The 18933-nt window shown below is 68.6% G+C and carries 17 protein-coding genes; 14 read left to right on the top strand and 3 right to left on the bottom strand.

Annotated features, from left to right (window positions below; genetic code table 11):
- Positions 1-108 precede the first annotated feature (108 nt).
- The 10 genes from rbfA to H036_RS0106430 all read left to right on the top strand — a co-directional run bounded on the left by rbfA (position 109) and on the right by H036_RS0106430 (position 11551).
- Complete coding sequence (gene rbfA, locus H036_RS0106475; RefSeq protein WP_017933972.1) at positions 109-642, top strand: 30S ribosome-binding factor RbfA; 534 nt, start codon at positions 109-111, stop codon at positions 640-642.
- Entirely contained in the window at positions 639-1526 is an 888-nt protein-coding gene (gene truB, locus H036_RS0106470; protein WP_017933971.1) for a tRNA pseudouridine(55) synthase TruB, read from the top strand. Before rbfA ends, truB begins: the two co-directional genes overlap by 4 nt.
- Positions 1527-1585: 59 nt before the next feature.
- On the top strand, positions 1586-2518 hold the full coding sequence (locus H036_RS0106465) for a bifunctional riboflavin kinase/FAD synthetase (protein ID WP_026145839.1): 933 nt from the start codon (positions 1586-1588) through the stop codon (positions 2516-2518).
- 123 nt (positions 2519-2641) lie between these two features.
- The gene (locus H036_RS0106460) at positions 2642-3664 is read left to right on the top strand and encodes a DUF475 domain-containing protein (RefSeq protein ID WP_232421825.1); all 1023 of its coding nucleotides are present in this window, start codon (positions 2642-2644) and stop codon (positions 3662-3664) included.
- A gap of 175 nt (positions 3665-3839) precedes the next feature.
- Entirely contained in the window at positions 3840-5489 is a 1650-nt protein-coding gene (locus tag H036_RS0106455) for an ABC transporter substrate-binding protein (protein ID WP_026145838.1), read from the top strand.
- A 13-nt stretch (positions 5490-5502) separates the two neighbouring features.
- Positions 5503-6456 (top strand): ABC transporter permease, encoded by a 954-nt coding sequence (locus tag H036_RS0106450; protein ID WP_017933967.1) that lies wholly within the window; start codon positions 5503-5505, stop codon positions 6454-6456.
- The gene (locus H036_RS0106445; protein ID WP_017933966.1) at positions 6453-7388 is read left to right on the top strand and encodes an ABC transporter permease; all 936 of its coding nucleotides are present in this window, start codon (positions 6453-6455) and stop codon (positions 7386-7388) included. Before H036_RS0106450 ends, H036_RS0106445 begins: the two co-directional genes overlap by 4 nt.
- A gap of 3 nt (positions 7389-7391) precedes the next feature.
- Entirely contained in the window at positions 7392-9197 is a 1806-nt protein-coding gene (locus H036_RS0106440; RefSeq protein WP_026145837.1) for a gamma-glutamyltransferase family protein, read from the top strand.
- Complete coding sequence (locus tag H036_RS0106435) at positions 9181-10812, top strand: dipeptide ABC transporter ATP-binding protein (protein WP_017933964.1); 1632 nt, start codon at positions 9181-9183, stop codon at positions 10810-10812. The genes H036_RS0106440 and H036_RS0106435 overlap by 17 nt, the downstream gene beginning before the upstream one ends.
- Complete coding sequence (locus H036_RS0106430; protein WP_198289903.1) at positions 10793-11551, top strand: GntR family transcriptional regulator; 759 nt, start codon at positions 10793-10795, stop codon at positions 11549-11551. Before H036_RS0106435 ends, H036_RS0106430 begins: the two co-directional genes overlap by 20 nt.
- A 66-nt stretch (positions 11552-11617) precedes the next feature.
- Here the strand turns inward: H036_RS0106430 and H036_RS0106425 are convergent, their stop codons facing one another.
- Positions 11618-12415, bottom strand: a complete 798-nt coding sequence (locus tag H036_RS0106425) for a L,D-transpeptidase family protein (protein WP_017933962.1) — start codon at positions 12413-12415, stop codon at positions 11618-11620.
- A gap of 173 nt (positions 12416-12588) precedes the next feature.
- Between H036_RS0106425 and rpsO the strand changes: the two genes are divergently transcribed.
- The 3 genes from rpsO to H036_RS0106410 all read left to right on the top strand — a co-directional run bounded on the left by rpsO (position 12589) and on the right by H036_RS0106410 (position 16607).
- Positions 12589-12864, top strand: coding sequence for a 30S ribosomal protein S15 (gene rpsO / locus H036_RS0106420; RefSeq protein ID WP_017933961.1), 276 nt, complete (start codon positions 12589-12591; stop codon positions 12862-12864).
- Between the two features lie 150 nt (positions 12865-13014).
- Positions 13015-15237, top strand: a complete 2223-nt coding sequence (locus H036_RS0106415) for a polyribonucleotide nucleotidyltransferase (RefSeq protein WP_017933960.1) — start codon at positions 13015-13017, stop codon at positions 15235-15237.
- A 119-nt stretch (positions 15238-15356) separates the two neighbouring features.
- Positions 15357-16607: a M16 family metallopeptidase gene (locus H036_RS0106410; protein WP_232421814.1), complete on the top strand. Its 1251-nt coding sequence runs from the start codon at positions 15357-15359 to the stop codon at positions 16605-16607.
- Between the two features lie 73 nt (positions 16608-16680).
- On the opposite strand, the gene H036_RS0106405 is transcribed toward H036_RS0106410, so the two are convergent.
- Entirely contained in the window at positions 16681-17196 is a 516-nt protein-coding gene (locus H036_RS0106405; protein ID WP_017933958.1) for a class I SAM-dependent methyltransferase, read from the bottom strand.
- Positions 17197-17296: 100 nt separating this feature from the next.
- On the opposite strand from H036_RS0106405, the gene dapB reads away from it, so the two are divergent.
- Complete coding sequence (dapB, locus tag H036_RS0106400) at positions 17297-18043, top strand: 4-hydroxy-tetrahydrodipicolinate reductase (RefSeq protein WP_026145836.1); 747 nt, start codon at positions 17297-17299, stop codon at positions 18041-18043.
- A gap of 104 nt (positions 18044-18147) precedes the next feature.
- On the opposite strand, the gene H036_RS0106395 is transcribed toward dapB, so the two are convergent.
- Positions 18148-18732: a DUF3043 domain-containing protein gene (locus H036_RS0106395; RefSeq protein WP_017933956.1), complete on the bottom strand. Its 585-nt coding sequence runs from the start codon at positions 18730-18732 to the stop codon at positions 18148-18150.
- Positions 18733-18933: the final 201 nt, after the last annotated feature.

The raw sequence follows: 18933 nt of genomic DNA, 5'->3' as shown, positions 1-18933 counted from the left end.
TCGGGAGTTTCGCATCGCCGAGTCGCCAGTTTCTCTGGCGGCTCGGCGGTGTGACTTCCGAACCGGTGCTGCAGAACTCCCGACTCGGTGAATGAGAGAGTAAGAGACATGACCAACCCGCGCGTGCGCAAGATCGCCGATCGCATCAAGGTGATCGTCGCCCAGATGTTGGAGCGCCGGATCAAGGACCCCCGGCTCGGCTTCACGACCGTGACCGACGTGAGGGTCTCGGGCGACAGCCAGCAGGCGACGGTCTTCTACACCGTCCTCGGCGCGGACACCCCCGCCGAGCTGGCCGAGACCGCCGCGGCGTTGGAGTCGGCCAAGGGGCTGATCCGCTCCGAGGTCGCCAAGCAGCTCGGCATGCGGCACGCGCCGACCGTCGAGTTCATCCACGACGCGCTGCCGGAGACCGCACGCCACCTCGACGAGGTGCTGGCCAAGGCCCGCGCCCAGGACGAGGCCGTCGCCGCCGCGCGCGGCAGCGCCTACGCCGGCGAGGAGGATCCGTACAAGAAGCCGCGGGACGAGGACGACCTCGACGACCTCGACGAGGACGACTGGGATGACTCGGACCGCGATGACGCGGACCGGGACGAGCCCTCCGAGCCGGGCGCTGTGCGCCCTCCTCAGGAGCCGTGAGCGCGGAGTCCGGCCTCGTCGTCGTCGACAAGGCCGGCGGCATGACGTCGCACGATGTCGTTGCGCGTGTCCGGCGGCTGGCCGGCACCCGCAAGGTCGGCCACGCCGGCACCCTGGACCCGATGGCGACAGGTGTCCTGATCGTCGGGGTCGAGAGGGCCACCCGGCTGCTCGGCCACCTCATGCTCACCGAGAAGAGGTACGACGCGACCGTCCGGCTCGGTGTCACCACGACGACGGACGACGCTGAGGGCGAGTTCGTCGGGATGTGGAGCACCGCGACGCTCGACCAGGACCAGGTGCGGGCCGCCTTCGCCGAGCAGGTCGGCGATCTGCTGCAGGTGCCCAGCGCCGTCAGCGCGATCAAGGTCGACGGCAAGCGGGCCTACCAGCGCGTCCGCGACGGTGAGCAGGTCGAGCTGAAGCCTCGCCCGGTCAAGGTGCACGAGCTGGTCGTGCACCGGATCCGTCGCGATCGCGGCGGCCCCGGTGGCGAGCTGTACGTCGACGTCGACATCTCGGTGCGCTGCTCGAGCGGCACCTACATCCGGGCGATCGCCCGCGATGTCGGCGAGTCGCTGGGCGTCGGCGGGCACCTCACCGCGCTGCGCCGTACGGCTGTGGGGCCTTACGGGCTCGAGGTGGCGCACACGCTGGAGAAGCTCGCCGAAGACTTCACCGTGCTTCCGCTCACTGCGGCCGCCCGGCGCGCCTTCCCCTCGCTGGACCTGGACGAGGCGCAGGCCCAAGATGTCCGCTACGGGCGGCCCCTCAAGCTCGGGCTGGAGCACCTGACGGCTGTGTTCGCTCCCGAGGGGGAGTTCTTGGCGCTCTACGAGCCGGCCGGTGCCGCTCGGGCGAAGCCGGCCGCGGTCTTCGTCTGATCCTCGAAGGGGCGCCCAGAATTTGCCCTCGCGGTCCAGCCGCTAGGGTGATCCCCGTGGTGAAGCTGTGGCGAAGCCTCTCGGAGGTGCCCGAGGATCTAAGTCGCACCGCCGTGGTCATCGGCAACTTCGACGGTGTCCACCGCGGTCATCAGCACGTCGTACGCCGCGGGCACGAGGTGGCCGCCGAGCGGGACCTGATCCTGGTCGCGGTGACCTTCGAGCCGCACCCGATGGCGGTGCTGCGGCCCGAGCACACGCCGGTCGTGCTGACCACCCTGGAGCAGCGTGCTGAGCTGTTGGCCGACGCCGGTGCCGACGCGGTGCTCGCGCTGCCGTTCGACCGCGACATGGCTGCCTGGACCCCGGACGAGTTCGCCGAACGGGTGCTGGTCAGCCGGCTGCACGCCTCGGTGGTGGTGGTCGGCGCCAACTTCCGCTACGGCAACCGCGCCGCCGGCGACGTGAGCTGCTTGAGCGACTTCGGAGCCGGGCACGACTTCGCGGTGGAGGGCATCCCGCTCGACGGTGGCCCGCAGGTGTGGTCCTCGACGTACGTGCGGACGTGTCTGGCCTCGGGCGACGTCGCCGGTGCGGCCGAGGCGCTCGGCCGGCCCTACAGCATCCGCGGCATCGTGGTGAAGGGCGACCAGCGCGGACGCGAGCTGGGCTTCCCGACCGCGAACGTGCCGGCGACCAGCGAGCGGGCGGTGCCGCCCGACGGCGTCTACGCCGGCTGGCTGACCCGACGTGACACCGGGGAGACGTTCCCCGCAGCGATCAGCGTCGGCACCAACCCGACCTTCGACGGGGTGATCGGGCGTCGGGTCGAGTCCTACGTCCTGGATCGCACCGACCTGGACCTGTACGGCGTCGAGGTCGAGGTGGCCTTCGCGGAGCACCTGCGCGGCATGGTCGCCTTCGAGTCGATCGACGCGCTGATCGTGCAGATGCGTGCCGACGTCGACCGCACCCGCTCCCTGCTGAGCTGACCCGAGGAGACGCCGGGCGCGGTTCTCGGCTGCGGTCAGGCTCTGATCAGATAACAGTCACGCTCTGGTCAGACCAACCGCGGTCACGGTGCTCACCGGGTGCCGGTTAGGGTTCGCCCCGTGATGCTGCGAACCTTCGGCTGGTCCTTCGCCCTGACGATCGCAGGCCTGGTGGCAGCGCTGTTCTACGGCGGTGGCCACGCGCTGGTGATCACGGCGATCCTGGTGGTCCTGGAGGTCTCGCTCTCCTTCGACAACGCCGTGGTGAACGCCCGCGTGCTGGAGCGCATGTCGGCCTACTGGCAGCGACTGTTCCTGACCCTCGGCATGGTCATTGCAGTCTTCGGCATGCGGCTGATCTTCCCGCTGTTGGTGGTCGGCGCGACCGCCCACATCTCGCCGTGGCGGGCCTGGCAGCTGGCCCTCGAACGCGGCGACGCGGAGACGCCGGGGACCTACGGCTATCTGCTGAGCGATGCCCACCCGGCGATCGCGGCGTTCGGCGGGATCTTCCTGCTGATGATCTTCCTCGACTTCCTGATCGACGAGCAGAAGTCGCTGCACTGGCTGGGCGGCCTCGAACGCGGCATCCAGCGACTCGGCCTGCTCGACAAGGCCTCGGTGATGATCGTGCTGGTGGTGCTGCTCGGCTTCGCATCGGTCTACCACGAGCACGACAGCCAGATCCTCGCCGCCGGGGTCGCAGGGCTGCTGTGCTACCTGCTCGTCGACGGCGGTGCCCAGCTCTTCTCCGAGGTCGGCGAGAGCAGCCAGATCGTGGCCGCGACCGGGAAGGCGGCGTTCTCCCTGTTCATGTACCTGCAGGTGCTCGACGCCAGCTTCTCCTTCGACGGTGTCATCGGTGCCTTCGCGATCACCGTCGACCCGGTGATCATCGCGCTGGGCCTCGGCATCGGCGCGCTCTACGTGCGGTCACTGACGGTGCTGATGGTGCGCAAGGGCACGCTTTCCGAGCTGGTCTACCTCGAGCACGGTGCGCACTGGGCGATCGGTGCGCTGGCGGTGCTGCTGCTGGTCAGCGTCGAGCACGAGGTGCCGGAGGTGGTCACCGGTCTGATCGGGGTCGCGTTCATCGCCGCGGCCCTGATGTCGTCCGTACGGCGCAACCGCGCCCACGCGATCTGATCCTGACGACGCCGCAGGGGCGATACCAGGACGAACAGGAGCATCACCCCGGCGGCAGCATGCCGTCGGGGCAAACGGTGTCCAGATTTTGCTGGACAAGATAGCCGGCACCCGGGCACCATGCATACGATCCGCGAATAAAGGCGGAGATTGTATGGAATCTCTGGGGGTTGAAATGTCTTCTCGTCCCGTACGTCGCCGACTGGCGGCGGCCGGCGTGGTTGGGCTGGCACTGGCGCTGAGTGCGTGTAGCCAGACGCAGGCCACCTCGAACAAGTCCTCGGCCGAGGTGGCCGGAAAGGTGATCACCACGATCCCGATCGGCAGCCGGCCGGTCCAGCAGGGAGGGACCCTCACCATGGGTCTCTCCGCCGATCCGGACGCACTCGATCCGACCACTTCGTCGTCGCTCTACACCCGCTACGTCATGGAGACGATGTGCCAGAAGCTCTATGACACCAATGCCGATGGTCAGATCGTGCCGATGTTGGCCACGGCCCTGCCGACGCTGAGCGACGGGGGCAAGACTGCGACCTTCCCGATCAAGCAGGGCGTGAAGTTCGCGGACGGGACGCCGTTGAACGCCGACGCGGTGGTCACGACACTCAAGCGGGACCTGACCAAGCCGGACTCCGCACGAGCCAGTGAGCTGGGGACGCTCAAGACCATCTCGGCGACCGGCAACGACGAGGTACGGCTGACCTTCGGATCGCCGTTCGCTCCGCTCGCAGCCTCGCTCGCGGATCGAGCCGGCATGGTCATGTCGCCCACTGCCCTGGCCAAGGAGGGCGACCACTTCGGTGACCACCCGGTGTGCGTCGGGCCCTTCAAGTTCGCCAGCCGGGTCCCGGCGACGTCCATCACCGTGGAGAAGGACCCGAACTACTACGACGCGAAGGACGTCCACCTCGACAAGATCGTCTACAAGATCATCACCGACCCGGCGATCAGGGCCACCGACCTCAAGTCCGGTGACGTGCAGGTTGCCGACACCATCTCGCCATCGGACGTCAACAGTCTGCGCAGCGACAAGGCGCTGACCGTGATGCAGGTCGGGTCCTACGGCTACCAGGGCATCCAGATCAACATCGCCAATCAGCACGGCGTCGGCACGCCTCCGCTCCAGATCGACACGCCCTTGGCGAAGAGCGCCCAGATCCGTGAGGCGCTCTCGATGGCGATCGACCGCAAGCAACTGGTCAAGACCGTCTTCGACGGCTACTACGACCCGGCCTGCTCTCCCATCGCACCGAACAGCGCCTATGCCACCGCCGCTAGCAACGCCTGTCCGCCGTACGACCCTTCGAAGGCGAAGCAGATGCTCGAGCAGGCGGGGGTGAAGCTGCCCCTGCAGATCACCATGCAGACGAGCAACATTCCCAGCAGCCTCCAGTTGGCGCAGGCGATCCAGGCGCAGGTCAGGGCAGCCGGATTCGATCTCAAGATCGAGCCGATCGAGTACACGACGCTGCTCCAGAACGACAGCCAGGGCAAGTTCGAGGCCCTCCAGCTGGGCTGGTCGGGTCGTGTCGACCCCAACGGCGACACCTACAACTTCCTGTTCACCGGCTCCGGGAACAACTACTCCAACTACAGCAACAAGCAGGTCGACACCTGGTTGGCCGCTGCAGCTGCGACGACCGACACCGCCACGCGTGCCGATCTCTACGGCAAGGCGATTGCACAGGTCCAGAAGGACAACCCCTACATCTACCTCTACCGGAACCGGAACCTGACGGGTGTCGCCAACAAGGTCGCTGGAGTATCGGTCTATCCCGACGGTGTGGTCCGGCTCAGCGGCGCCGCCTTCGTGGCGCAGGGCTGAGGTGTAGCGCGATATGGCTCGTTACCTCCTCACCCGCGTGGGGCAATCGATCGTGACGATCTTCTTGTCGTCGATGGTGGTCTTCGCAGGCATGCGGCTGCTGCCCGGCGATCCGGCTGTCTCCCTCGCGGGTGAGGAGGCAACGCCAGCTCGGATCGCGGCGATTCGCGCCGAGTACGGCCTGGACCGTCCCGTGTGGGTCCAGTACGCCACGTTCCTCCGCAACAGCCTGCACGGTGACTTCGGCCGCTCACTTCGCACCGGCACACCGGTGAGCGAGCTGATCCGCAGCACGCTGCCGGTCACGCTATGGCTGGCTGCGTACGCGCTGCTGATCTCGGTCGTGGTGGGCTTGATCCTCGGTGTGGTCGCCGAGCGGTTCCGCGGTCGTTGGCCCGAGTGGGGCGCCAACCTGGTGGCCATGGTCGGGCTGTCCGTGCCGAGCTTCTGGCTCGGGCTGCTCGCGATCTTGTTCCTCTCCGTCGACCACCACGTCTTCCCGGCCTCCGGCTACGTCCCGATGATGCAGGACCCGGCAAGGTCGCTCTACCACCTCACCTTGCCGGCCCTGGTCCTGGCACTCGCACTGGCTGCCGTCGTCATGCGGCAGACGCGTGCCTCGATGATCGCCACCATGCAGTCCGACTACGTCCGCACCGCGCGGGCGAAGGGACTCCGACGGGGTCGGGTGCTGGTGCGGTACGGCCTGCGCAACTCGCTCATCGTGGTGGTGACCATCGTCGGGCTCCAGCTCGGTGGCCTGATCTCCGGCGCAGTCGTCACCGAAAGCATCTTCGGGCTGCCCGGTTTCGGGAAGCTGACGCTCAACAGCGTTTTCAGCCGCGACTATCCCGTGGTCCAGGCCGTCGTCCTGCTCATCACCGTCGGCTATGTGTTGATCAACCTAGCTGTCGACGCTCTCTACTCGGTCATCAACCCCCGGATCCGCGTGGCAGGTGCCGTATGAGTGCCCAGGACGCCCGGACATCGGACGGCACCACCGCCGGACAGACCGAGTCGGTGGCCCTCGCGCCGGCGCAGGCGATCGCGCGGAAGGACTCCCGCCAGCGCTGGTGGCGCGCGCTGCTCCGGCACCGCACCGGCATGATCGGAGCGGTCCTGCTCCTCCTCGTGGTAGCGGCAGCGGCGCTGGCACCGCTGCTGGCTCCGCACGATCCGACGCAGGTGCACTTCGACACGCCCTTCCAGCGACCCGGAACCGTCGGGTTCGTCCTGGGCACCGACAACCTCGGCCGAGACGTGCTCTTCCGGATGTTGTACGGCGCACGTGCTTCTCTCGAGGTGGGCATCCTGGCGGTCGTCCTCTCCACCGTGGTCGGCACCCCACTCGGTCTCGCGGCCGGCTACTGGAAGTCAGCCAACGCGGTCATCTCCCGCGTGACCGACGTGGCGCTGGCGTTCCCGTTCCTCATCATCGCGGTCGGTCTTGCCGCGATTCGGGGGGCCAGCCTGTCCAACGCCGTACTCGCCCTGGGCATCGCGCACATCCCGCAGATGATCCGGGTCGTTCGGGGGGAGACGTTGCGGCTGAAGTCCACCGACTTCGTGATGGCTGCCGTAGCGATGGACGCCAGCAGCGTGCGCATCGTCAGTCGACACATCCTGCCCAACTGCGTATCGGCGATCATCGTGCAGGCCACGATCATCATGCCCGGAGCGGTGCTGGGCGAGGCTGTCCTCTCCTTCCTCGGGCTCGGTATCCAGCCGCCCATGCCGAGTCTGGGGGTCATGCTCTCCGACGCTCAGCAGTACATGTCCCAGGATGCCTGGCTCGGAGTCTTCCCGGGGGCACTGATCGCCATCATCTGCCTGAGCTTCAACCTCTTCGGCGACGGCTTGCGCGACGTTCTCGATCCCGCATCTCACGACAGGAAGTGACCCGTGAGCTACACCCCACCACCAACGTTCCTGACCAGGCCCGACCTCCGTGGCCGGTTCGGCATGGTCGCCACGACGCACTGGATCGCGACTGCCACGGCACAGGCCGTGCTCGAGCGCGAGGGCAACGCCTTCGACGCCGCCGTGGCCGCCGCCTTCGTCCTCCACGTCGTCGAGCCCCATCTCAACGGTCCCGGCGGTGACATGGTCGGCCTCTTCGCCACCGCCGAGGCCCCCGGCCAGCCGCAGGTGTTGATGGGGCAGGGCCCGGCACCCGCGGCCGCGACGATCGACCACTTCCGTAGCCAACGCCTCGACATGGTGCCCGGTTCGGGGGCGCTGGCCGCCGCCGTTCCCGGAGCGGTGGAGGCGTGGCTCCTCCTGCTGCGCGACCACGGCACGTGGGAGTTGCGTGAGGTTCTGAGCTACGCGATCGACTACGCCCGCCACGGTCATCCGATCCTCGAGCGCACCGCCGCCACGATCGGCACCGTCGCGGATCTGTTTCGAGAGCACTGGCCGACTTCGGCGGAGCTCTGGTTGGTCGACGGTGAACCCCCGGCCCCGGGTGCGATGGTCCGCAACGAGCGGTACGCCGACGTGCTCGAGCGCTTGGTCGACGCGGGGCACGCGGGCTCGACGCGCGAGGAGCGCATCGACGCGGCCCGAGGCGAGTGGCGCAGCGGGTACGTCGCCGCCGCGATCGACACCTTCGCTCGCACCCCACACCGGCACTCCTCGGGGACCGACCACGCCGGCGTGATCACCGCCGCGGACATGGCGAGGTTCAGCGCCACCTACGAAGACCCGATGACGACCGTCTTCCGGGGGCACACCATCGTCAAGGCGGGTCCGTGGACTCAGGGCCCGGCGATGCTGCAGATCCTCAACCTGCTCGAGCCATTCGATGATCGCCTCCTCGATCCGGGGACGCCGGAGGGTGCGCACACGATCCTCGAGGCGATCAAGCTCGCCTTCGCCGATCGTGACGCATACTACGGTGACGCCGCTCGCCCGGAGCAACTCAGTGTGTTGCTCTCCGAGGGTTACGCGGCCGAGCGCCGCCTGCTCATCAAGAAGACCGCCTCGACCCGGCCACTCCCCGGTCTCGAGGGCGGTCAGGGCAACTTCCCGCCGCTTCGACGTACCTACGTCTCGCCGGCGGGAGCACAGGATGCGCACGGTGTCGGCGAGCCCACCGTCTCGGCCGTGGGCGAGTCTCGTGGTGACACCTGTCATCTCGACATCGTCGACCGCTGGGGGAACATCGTCGCTGCCACCCCGTCGGGCGGCTGGCTGCAGTCCTCCCCGACCATCCCCGAGCTCGGCTTCTGCCTCGGCACGCGCCTGCAGATGACCTGGCTCGAGGAGGGGCTGCCGTCGACACTTGCTCCCGGCGAGCGGCCTCGGACGACCTTGACGCCCACACTCGTGCTGCGCGACGGCCAACCCGTCACCGCCCTCGGCTCACCGGGAGGTGATCAGCAGGAGCAGTGGCAGCTCCTCTACCTGCTGCGGACCATCGTCGGCGGCTATTCGCCGCAGCAGGCCATCGACGCCCCCGCGTTGCATTCGACCTCGTTCCCAGGCTCGTTCTGGCCGCGCACCTGGGAGCCGGCGGGCGCTGTCGTCGAAGACCGGCTCGGCGATGAGCTCATCGCCGAGCTGGAACGCCGCGGACACCGGATCCAGCGCGCCGGTGACTGGGCGTTGGGTCGGCTCTCCGCGGTGACCCGCGACCACGCGACTGGGACACTCTCAGCCGCGGCCAACCCGAGAGGAATGCAGGGCTATGCCGCAGGACGCTGAGAAGCTGCTCGAGATCACGGACCTGCACGTCTCGTTCGGTGACACCGAGGTCCTCCACGGCGTCGACCTCCGCCTCGATCGCAGCGAGCGCCTCGCCATCGTGGGCGAGTCCGGGTCGGGCAAGTCGACACTCGTCGGCGCCGTACTCGGCCTCTTGCCGGGATCTGGGAGGGTCACGTCGGGGTCGATCCGCCTCGCGGGTCAGGAGCTCGCCGGCAGCCACGAGCGGGTCTGGCGCTCCGTGCGCGGTGAGCGCATCGGGCTCGTACCTCAGGATCCGGGCACCAACCTCAATCCATCGATGAAGATCGGCGCCCAGATCGCCGACGCGCTCCGGGCCGGGGGCCTGCGCTCCAGCGCGGTTCGTGAACGTGTCATCGAGCTCATGACCGAGGCCGGCATCCCCGATGCTGCTCGGCGCGCCGGGCAGTATCCGCACGAGTTCTCCGGCGGCATGCGGCAGCGCGTCCTCATCGCTGTCGCCCTCGCTCGCGGACCTGAGCTGCTCGTCGCCGACGAGCCCACGAGTGCGCTGGACGTCACGGTGCAGCGGCGCATCCTCGACCACCTCGAATCGCTGGTGGACGCCCATCAGACCTCGATGCTCTTCGTCACCCACGACCTGGGCCTGGCGGCGGACCGCGCCGAGCGAGTGGTGGTGATGTACCGCGGTGAGATCGTCGAAGCCGGCCCGGCCAAGGCGATCCTGGGAGATCCCCAGCACGAGTACACGAAGCGGCTGGTCGCTGCGGCGCCCGCGGTGACCGCCCGTACGACCGGAGCCATGGCGAGCGCTGCCACCTCGGCCGAGGCGCCGGCGACGCCGGTACCGGATCCGATCCTGGTGATCGAGAGCCTGACCAAGGAGTACGCCCTCCGCGGACGCCGTGGCCAGCGTCTGGTGGCCGCCGACGGAGTGTCCTTCGCTGTCGAGCGAGGCACCACGACCGCGGTGGTCGGGGAGTCGGGCTCGGGGAAGACCACCGTCGCAAAGATGGTCCTCGGACTCGAGACGCCGACCTCTGGGCGGGTTCTCATCGATGGACAGGATGTCGGGGTCGACTCACGCGCTCAGCGCCGACAGCTGCGACGGCGTGTCCAGCCGGTGTTCCAAGACCCCTACGGCTCGCTCGATCCGTCGTACACGGTCGAGCGGATCGTGGCGGAGCCGATGGAGATCTTCGGCACGACGGATCGCGCGGGACGCCGGCGCCGTGTCGCCGAGCTGCTCGACCAGGTGGCGCTGCCTCGCGGGACCGCGTCCCGTAGACCGCATGAGCTCTCCGGCGGGCAGCGTCAGCGGGTCGCGATCGCGCGGGCGTTGGCGCCGTCGCCCGACCTCGTCGTGTGCGACGAGGCTGTCTCCGCGCTCGACGTGCTGGTTCAGGACCAGATCCTTCGTCTTCTCGACGAGCTCCAGCGCAATCTCGGCATCACGCTCCTGTTCATCACCCACGATCTGTCCGTCACTCGCCAGATCGCCCATAGAGTGGTGGTCATGGAGAAGGGACGGGACGTCGAACACGGCCCCACCGAGCAGGTGTTCACCACGCCGACATCCGCCTACACGGCGGAGCTGCTGGAAGCGATCCCCGGTGCCGCGCTCGCCCGATGACCCATCCAGCCGTCCTATCGGCTCGATCACCACTGCTGTGCGCAGCGACATCATCGCCGGGCACCTGGAGCCCGGTACCCGCGTCACCGAGACCTTTCTCGCCAAGCGGTACGGCGTCAGCAGGATGCCGATCCGCGAGGCGCTGCGAGCACTTGATGCGGAGGGTTTCATCGAGACCACCCCGAATGCCGGCGCCCGGGTCGCACACCTACCCGTCGAGGAGGCAGATGACCTCTTCGCCGTTCGTGAAGCCGTCGAGATGGCCACCGCGCGCCGCGCGGCGGAACGCGCGCGAACGATCTTCACCCAGCCCGAGCCGGACCCGGAATGGTTCGCCGTGCGGCATCAGCTGGCGCAGGTTCTCGACGATGGCGATGCCTGCATCGCCCGAGAGGATCTCGAACCGCTGGTAGCACTCAACGACCGCTATCACCTCCTGGTCGCCGAGCTGAGCGCGAGCCGCACCCTGGCGACGCTTCTGCGCCAGCTCTCCCACAAGATCGAGTGGCTCTACGCGCTCGACAAGTTCTCCCGTGGCAAGCGCACCTGGCCCGACCACCGTGTCATTCTCGGCGCCATCGATGCCGGCGATTGCGACCGTGCGGCAGAGCTGATGGGATGGCATGTGCGCGAATCGCGGATCGGATACGCATCGCGTACGGCCACGGCCGCGCGGGTCGCCGAGCTCAGGAGCACTCCGCCGATGCCCACGACAGGAACGCCGGATCGGGCGCACTGAGCATGAGGCACCTGGCTCCGGTGCCCGCGGCCAGCGCCAGCGCTCGCTCCTGGCTCTCTTGGTCGCCTAGAGGTCCTGCACGATGCGCGGGTCCGCCTTCGGGCGCAGCCAGTGCACCAGCCAGTGCATCGACCGGGGATTGCCCACCTGGGTGCATCCCTCGGTCGGCGCATACCGGTGCCCGGGCAGGGACGTGTGATAGAAGATCGCCCCGCCCTTGCCGGCCACCGGAGCCGGTCCCTTGCCGGGCGTGAGCCGCGGGTGGTTGTAGTCGACCACCCAGCCCCACCGCATCGAGGGCCTGCTGCCGGCGGTGCGGCCGGGGATCTCGAGCCAGGTGTTGTAGTTGGCGCCGTGGCTCATGGACAGCACCGAGGTGGGCTTGCGTCGACGCCACGGCATCGGGCCCGGCCGTGCGCCGGTCGAGAACGTCACGGTGATCCGGAGGACGCCGACGGGGGAGCGGTCGTCGCCCTCCTTGGTCTTGCCCCAGCCGCGTGAGCCGATCGTGGAGCGGAACTGTCGCACCAGTCGCCACGTGCCGTCCTGCTTGCGCCACGCCTGGGTGAGGCTGCAGTAGACCGCCTTGCACCAACGGTGGCTCGGGATGGTGCGCACGACCTGGGTGGTGTCGGCCGGGACCTGGTCGGCGAACGTCGCGGTGTGCGGGTCGGGCAGCTTGGCGCGGGCGACACGCGGGGTGGCCGGGGTGGCCGCCTGGGCCGGGCGCGCGGTCGCAACGCCGCCCGCAGGGACAGCGGCCGGTAGCGTGGGAACCGCGATCGCGGTCGGCGCGAGGAACAGGTCGCTCGTCAGGACGACCCCGGCGAGCACAGGTCCGAGCACGAGTCCGAGACGGTTCATGAGCCGATGGTGCCACCGGATCGGCTCGGGCGCGACGGGCGGTCCGGCGTGGATTCGGTCCCGGCGTACGGCGTTGATAGTCTTCCCCGGTTGCCGTCTAACGGCCGCGGATCCAAGAGTGCCCCGGTGAACAGGCCCGGGCGCGCCGCGCAACAAGTCGAGAGGAGCCCCGTATGTCGATCGGTACCGACGCGGAGACCAAGAAGAAGATCATCGCCGAGTACGCCACCGTTGAGGGTGACACCGGTTCGCCCGAGGTCCAGATCGCGCTGCTCTCGCACCGCATCAGCCACCTCACCGAGCACCTCAAGCAGCACAAGCACGACCACCACAGCCGTCGTGGTCTGCTGCTCCTGGTGGGCCAGCGCCGTCGTCTGCTCAACTACCTGCAGAAGACCGAGATCGAGCGTTACCGCTCGATCGTCGAGCGCCTCGGCCTTCGCCGTTGATCGTCGCTTGATCGCAAAGCGTCCGGACGGGCGGCTCCTTCGGGAGTCGCCCGTTCTGTATTTGTCGCCACAGATCAGTAGTCTGGTGCCGAACACACAAGTCCATCCGCGTGAGGCGCGAGGCCTCCGACGTACGACAAGAGAAAATCTGTGACTGAACCCGTCATCACTGCGGTCGAGACCGTTATCGACAACGGCAAGTTCGGCAAGCGCACGGTCAAGTTCGAGACCGGTCTGCTCGCTCGCCAGGCCGCCGGCTCCGTGACCGCCTACCTGGACGACGAGACGATGCTGCTCTCGGCCACCACCGTCTCCAAGCAGCCGAAGGACCACTTCGACTTCTTCCCCCTCACGATCGACGTCGAGGAGCGGATGTATGCCGTGGGTCAGATCCCCGGCTCCTTCTTCCGCAGCGAGGGTCGCCCCTCCGAGGACGCGATCCTGACCTGCCGCCTGATCGACCGCCCGCTGCGCCCGACCTTCAAGAAGGGTCTGCGCAACGAGGTCCAGGTCGTCATCACCGTGCTGGCGCTCGACCCCGACCAGCCCTACGACGTGCTGGCCATCAACGCCGCGTCGATGTCCACCCAGCTCTCCGGCCTGCCGTTCTCCGGCCCCGTCGGCGGCGTTCGCGTCGCCCTCATCGAGGGCCAGTGGGTCGGATTCCCGACGCACAGCCAGCTCGAGAACGCCGTCTTCGACATGGTCGTCGCCGGCCGCGTCACCGAGACCGGCGACGTCGCGATCATGATGGTCGAGGCCGAGGCCACCGACCAGACCTGGACCCTCGTCTCGAGCGGCACCCAGGCGCCGACCGAGGCGATCGTCGCCGGCGGTCTCGACGCCGCCAAGCCGTTCATCAAGCAGCTGGTGGAGGCCCAGGCCGAGCTGGCCAAGCAGGCCGCGAAGCCGGTCGTCGACTACCCGATCTTCCTGGACTACCAGGACGACGTCTACGCCGCCGTCGAGGCCGCTAGTGCCGCCGACGTCGCCGCAGCGCTGCAGATCGGCCCCAAGCAGGAGCGCGAGGCCAAGCTCGACGAGATCAAGGCTGCGCTCCTGGAGAAGGTCGCCGGCCAGTTCGAGGGCCGCGAGGGTGAGATCGGCGCAGCGTTCCGCAGCGTCAACAAGAAGCTGATCCGTGAGCGCGTGCTGCGCGACAAGGTGCGCATCGACGGACGCGGCCTGGCCGACATCCGCCCGCTGCACGCCGAGGTCGAGGTCATCCCGCGGGTGCACGGCTCGGCGCTGTTCGAGCGCGGCGAGACCCAGATCCTGGGCGTCACCACGCTGAACATGCTGAAGATGGAGCAGCAGCTCGACACCCTCTCCCCGGAGAAGTCGCGCCGCTACATGCACAAGTACGTCTTCCCGCCGTTCTCCACCGGTGAGACGGGCCGGGTCGGCTCGCCGAAGCGTCGCGAGGTCGGCCACGGTGCGCTCGCGCGCCGTGCGCTGCTGCCGGTCCTCCCGACCCGCGAGGAGTTCCCCTACGCGATCCGCCAGCTCTCCGAGGCGATGGGCTCCAACGGCTCCACCTCGATGGGCTCGGTCTGTGCCTCGACGCTGTCGATGCTGCAGGCGGGCGTGCCGCTGAAGGCGCCAGTCGCCGGCATCGCGATGGGCCTGATCTCCGGTGAGGTCGACGGCACCACCCAGTACGTCGCGCTGACCGACATCCTCGGTGCCGAGGACGCCTTCGGCGACATGGACTTCAAGGTCGCCGGCACCGCCGAGTTCGTCACCGCGCTCCAGCTCGACACCAAGCTCGACGGCATCCCGGCCGAGGTCCTCGCGCAGGCCCTCAACCAGGCCAAGGACGCTCGTCTGACCATCCTCGACGTGATGAACGAGGCCATCGCCGGCCCCGAGGAGATGTCGGTGTACGCGCCGCGCATCATTACCGTCAAGGTCCCGGTCGACAAGATCGGCGAGGTCATCGGCCCGAAGGGCAAGGTGATCAACCAGATCCAGGACGACACCGGCGCGACCCTCTCCATCGAGGACGACGGCACCGTCTACATCGGCGCGACCAACGGCGAGGCTGCCGAGGCTGCTCGTGCGGCCGTCAACGCCATCGCCAACCCGACGATGCCCGAGATCGGCGAGCGCTACCTCGGCACCGTCGTCAAGACGACCAACTTCGGTGCGTTCGTCTCCCTGCTCCCGGGCAAGGACGGCCTGCTCCATATCACCAAGCTGCGTGTCCTCAACGACGGCAAGCGCGTGGAGTCGGTGGAGGACGTCGTCGAGGTGGGTCAGAAGATCCAGGTCGAGATCGTAGAGATCGACGACCGCGGCAAGCTCTCGCTGGCTCCCGTCGTGGAGGAGACCGCCTCCGCCGAGTCGGCTGAGGAGTCGACCGAGGAGTGAGCTCGACCAACAGCACCACCCGGACGGCCGGTCGGCAGGAAACTGCTGGCCGGCCGTCCGGCTCTGCCCCTTCGGGTGCACTCCAGCCGCCCGGCTCCACCGCGGAGCTGGAGCCGGGTGTGCACCGCACGGTCCTGCCCAGCGGTCTGCGGATCGTCACCGAGGAGATGCCCGGAGTCCGCTCGGCCGCGGTCGGCGTGTGGGTCGGCGTCGGCTCGCGCGACGAGAACGCTTCCGCGGGCGCCGACAACACCCACGGCTGTTCGCACTTCTTGGAGCACCTGCTCTTCAAGGGCACTGCCGAACGGACCGCACTCGACATCTCGGTGGCCCTGGACGCGGTCGGCGGCGAGTTCAACGCCTTCACCGCCAAGGAGTACACCTGCTTCCACGCCCGGGTCCTGGACGAGGACCTGGAGCTGGCGGTCGACATCATCGGCGACATGATCACCTCCTCGTTGCTCGCCGACGAGGACGTCGAGGCCGAGCGAGACGTGATCCTGGACGAGATCGCGATGCACGACGACGACCCCGACGACGTGGTGCACAACCTCTTCGCCGCCCAGGCGTGGGGTGCCGACACGCCGCTCGGTCGTGGCATCGCCGGCACCGTGGAGTCGATCGAGGCGCTGACCCGCGACCAGATCGACGCCTTCTACCGTGCGCACTACCGCCCCGAGAACATCGTCATCTCCGCGACCGGCAACCTCACCCACGAGGTGGTGGTGGCGCTCGCCGAGCAGGCCTTCGCCCGCAACGGCTTCCTGTCCGGTACGGCGTCGCCGATCCCGCCGCGTTCGGGCGTGCCACTCGAGCTGCATCCGGGGGAGGTGCGTGCCACCCGCCCCTTCGAGCAGGTCAATGTCGTCCTCGGCATGCAGGGTCTGTGGCGCGACGACGACCGCCGGTTCGCCCTCGGCGTCGTCAACGCTGCCCTCGGCGGCGGTACGTCGTCGCGCCTCTTCCAGGAGGTGCGTGAGCATCGCGGCCTGGCCTACTCGGTCTACTCCTTCGCGGGTGCGCACGCCGAGAGCGGTGTAGTCGGTGTCGCCGTCGGCTGCCTGCCGAACAAGGTCGAGGAGGTTCTCGAGGTGGTGCGTGAGGAGCTGCGCAAGGTGGCCGCCGAGGGCATCACGGCCGAGGAGGTCGTCCGCGGCAAGGGCCAGCTGCGCGGTGGCCTCGTGCTCGGTCTGGAGGACCCGGCCTCGCGGATGTCACGGCTGGGCAAGGCCGAGCTCGTCCACGATCAGCTGCTCACCATCGACGAGGTCCTCCACCGGATCAGCTCGGTGACGGTGGAGGAGTGTCAGGCGGTCGCTGCCGACGTCTTCAGCCGGCCCGAGATCCTGGCGATCGTCGGTCCCCGCTAAGCACGTCGAGAGGTCACTTTCCGCGCGTCGAGTGTCCAGTGAGCTGGACACTCGAGCCGCGGAAAGTGACCTCTCAACGCTTGCCGATGATGCCGACAGCGGCGGGCTGCTTGGAGTCGACGATCGAGACTCGGAAGCCGGCGGAGGCGAGTGCCTTCGACGTACGCTCGATCATCTCGGGGACCTGCTCGCGGTGGGTCGCCTCGTAGAAGATGTAGACACTGCCGCCTGGCAGGACGCGCTCGTGCAGCAGGGCGATCTCGGCGCTCGCGTCACGCACCCAGAACAGGTTGACGTTGAAGGCGAAGACCTTGTGCAGTCGCTTGACCGGGACGCGCAGGGTCGCCAGGTCGATCTGACGGACGGTGAGCCGGCCGGCGTCGATGTACTTCTGGCAGCGTCGCTTGGTGCGGTCGACCCCGGACTCCGAGCGGTCGATCGCGAACAGCTTGCCGGTCACCAGACGGCTGCAGATGAGCTCCGCCCCGGCGCCCGGGCCGCACCCGATCTCGAGGACGTGATCGCTCGGCTGGATGTCCATGAAATCCACCGCCCAGCGGATCCGCGCCGGAATCGTCTGCACCACCATGGGGGCAAGCCTGCCAGATGCCGACGTCGTCTGCTCGGGTAGGTCTCGCCCGAACGCCCACACACGAGGCGTGGCGAGGATCGGCGGTAGGTTGGGCGCCGTGATCAACGTGGGCGTGCTGGGCGCGCGAGGCAAGGTCGGTTCCCAGATCTGTACGGCCGTCTCGGACGCCCCCGATCTCGATCTGGTCGCCGGCATCGACGCGGGCGAGTCGATCGCCGATCTCTCGGCCAGCGGTGCCCAGGTGGTCGTCGACTTCACCCATCCCGACGTGGTGATGGACAACCTGGAGTACTGCATCAAGCAGGGCATTCACGCGGTGGTGGGCACCACAGGCTTCGACGAAGGGCGGCTGGACACGCTGCGCGGCTGGCTCGCGGACGCCCCGGGGGTTGGCGTGCTGATCGCCCCCAACTTCTCCATCGGCGCGATCTTGATGATGCGCTTCGCCGCCCAGGCCGCCGCGTTCTACGAGTCGGTCGAGATCGTCGAGCTGCACCACCCGACGAAGGCCGACGCCCCCTCAGGTACGGCGCGGCGTACGGCGGAGCTGATCGCGGCCGCGCGCCGCGAAGCCGGCCTGGGACCGGTTCCGGACGCCACCAGCACGTCGCTGGACGGCGCCCGCGGTGCTGTCATCGACGGCATCCACGTGCACGGCCTGCGGATCCGCGGCCTGGTCGCCCATCAGGAGGTCATCCTGGGTGGGCCGGGGGAGACGCTGACCATCCGGCACGACTCGATGGATCGGGCTTCGTTCGCGCCCGGCGTGCTGACCGGCGTACGAGCGATCGCCGATCACCCGGGCCTGACCGTCGGCCTGGAGCACCTTCTGCCCCTGGACTGAGCCGAGGCACCAGGCAAGACACCAGCCGAGACACCAGACGTACGAGGGGCGGCCCGGTCATATCGACCGGGCCGCCCCTCGTGTGTGCAGGTGGCGCGAGTGCCTCAGCGGTAGGTGTCGGGCAGCTTCTCGCCGACCCGTCGCTGCGTCTTGGGCGCCCGGATCCAGCGCAGCTGCAGGGCGCGGGAGGACATGTACCAGGTCAGGCCGCGGGTCGGCGTGTCGGGGAACCGGCGGGCCAGCTCGCGACCCAGCCCGAAGCGCAGGACGACCAGGTTGAGCCCGATCACCACGATCATCACGATCAGGATGTTGTTGAGGATCCGCAGGAAGTCGGCCGGCGCGAAGAAGCTCGGCAGGAAGCACACCACCACCAGGGGCAGTGCGAACTCCGCGAAGGTGACCTTGGTGTCGACGTAGTCGCGCACGAACCGGCGCACAGCCCCCTTGTCGCGGGTCGGCAGGAAGCGATCGTCGCCGGTGCGCAGCGCTTGGCGCATCTTGGCCGAGCCCTCGGTGCGGGCGGCGCGCTGGGCTGCGGCCGCGGCGCGGCGGTCGTGCGGCGCCTTCGCGCGCGCCCTGGCGGCCGCCTCCGCCTCCTTGCGGGTGGGGGTCGGGCGACCCTTCCCCTCGGGCTTCGTGGTGTCGATGACGGCGGGCTCGGCGGCCTCGGACTTGCGACGGAACAACTGACGGCCTTCAGGTCTCGGAATGATGCAGCGCTCAGCCTAACCGCCACAGCGCCCGATCCCGCTGGCGACGGCTCGCAACGGCCCCGGCGCTTGGCGTCCATCCACACGGCGTTCTCGCACGACGCGACCTTGGCCAGGCTCGTTCTCGCTCTTGCTCGAGTCGACTAGGGTGATCACACCGGTGCCGAGTGGCGCTGT

Origin of the sequence: Nocardioides sp. Iso805N (assembly GCF_000364605.1) — a bacterium.
Classification (GTDB): domain Bacteria; phylum Actinomycetota; class Actinomycetes; order Propionibacteriales; family Nocardioidaceae; genus Nocardioides.
This window is presented reverse-complemented; position numbering and strand designations above follow the sequence as displayed.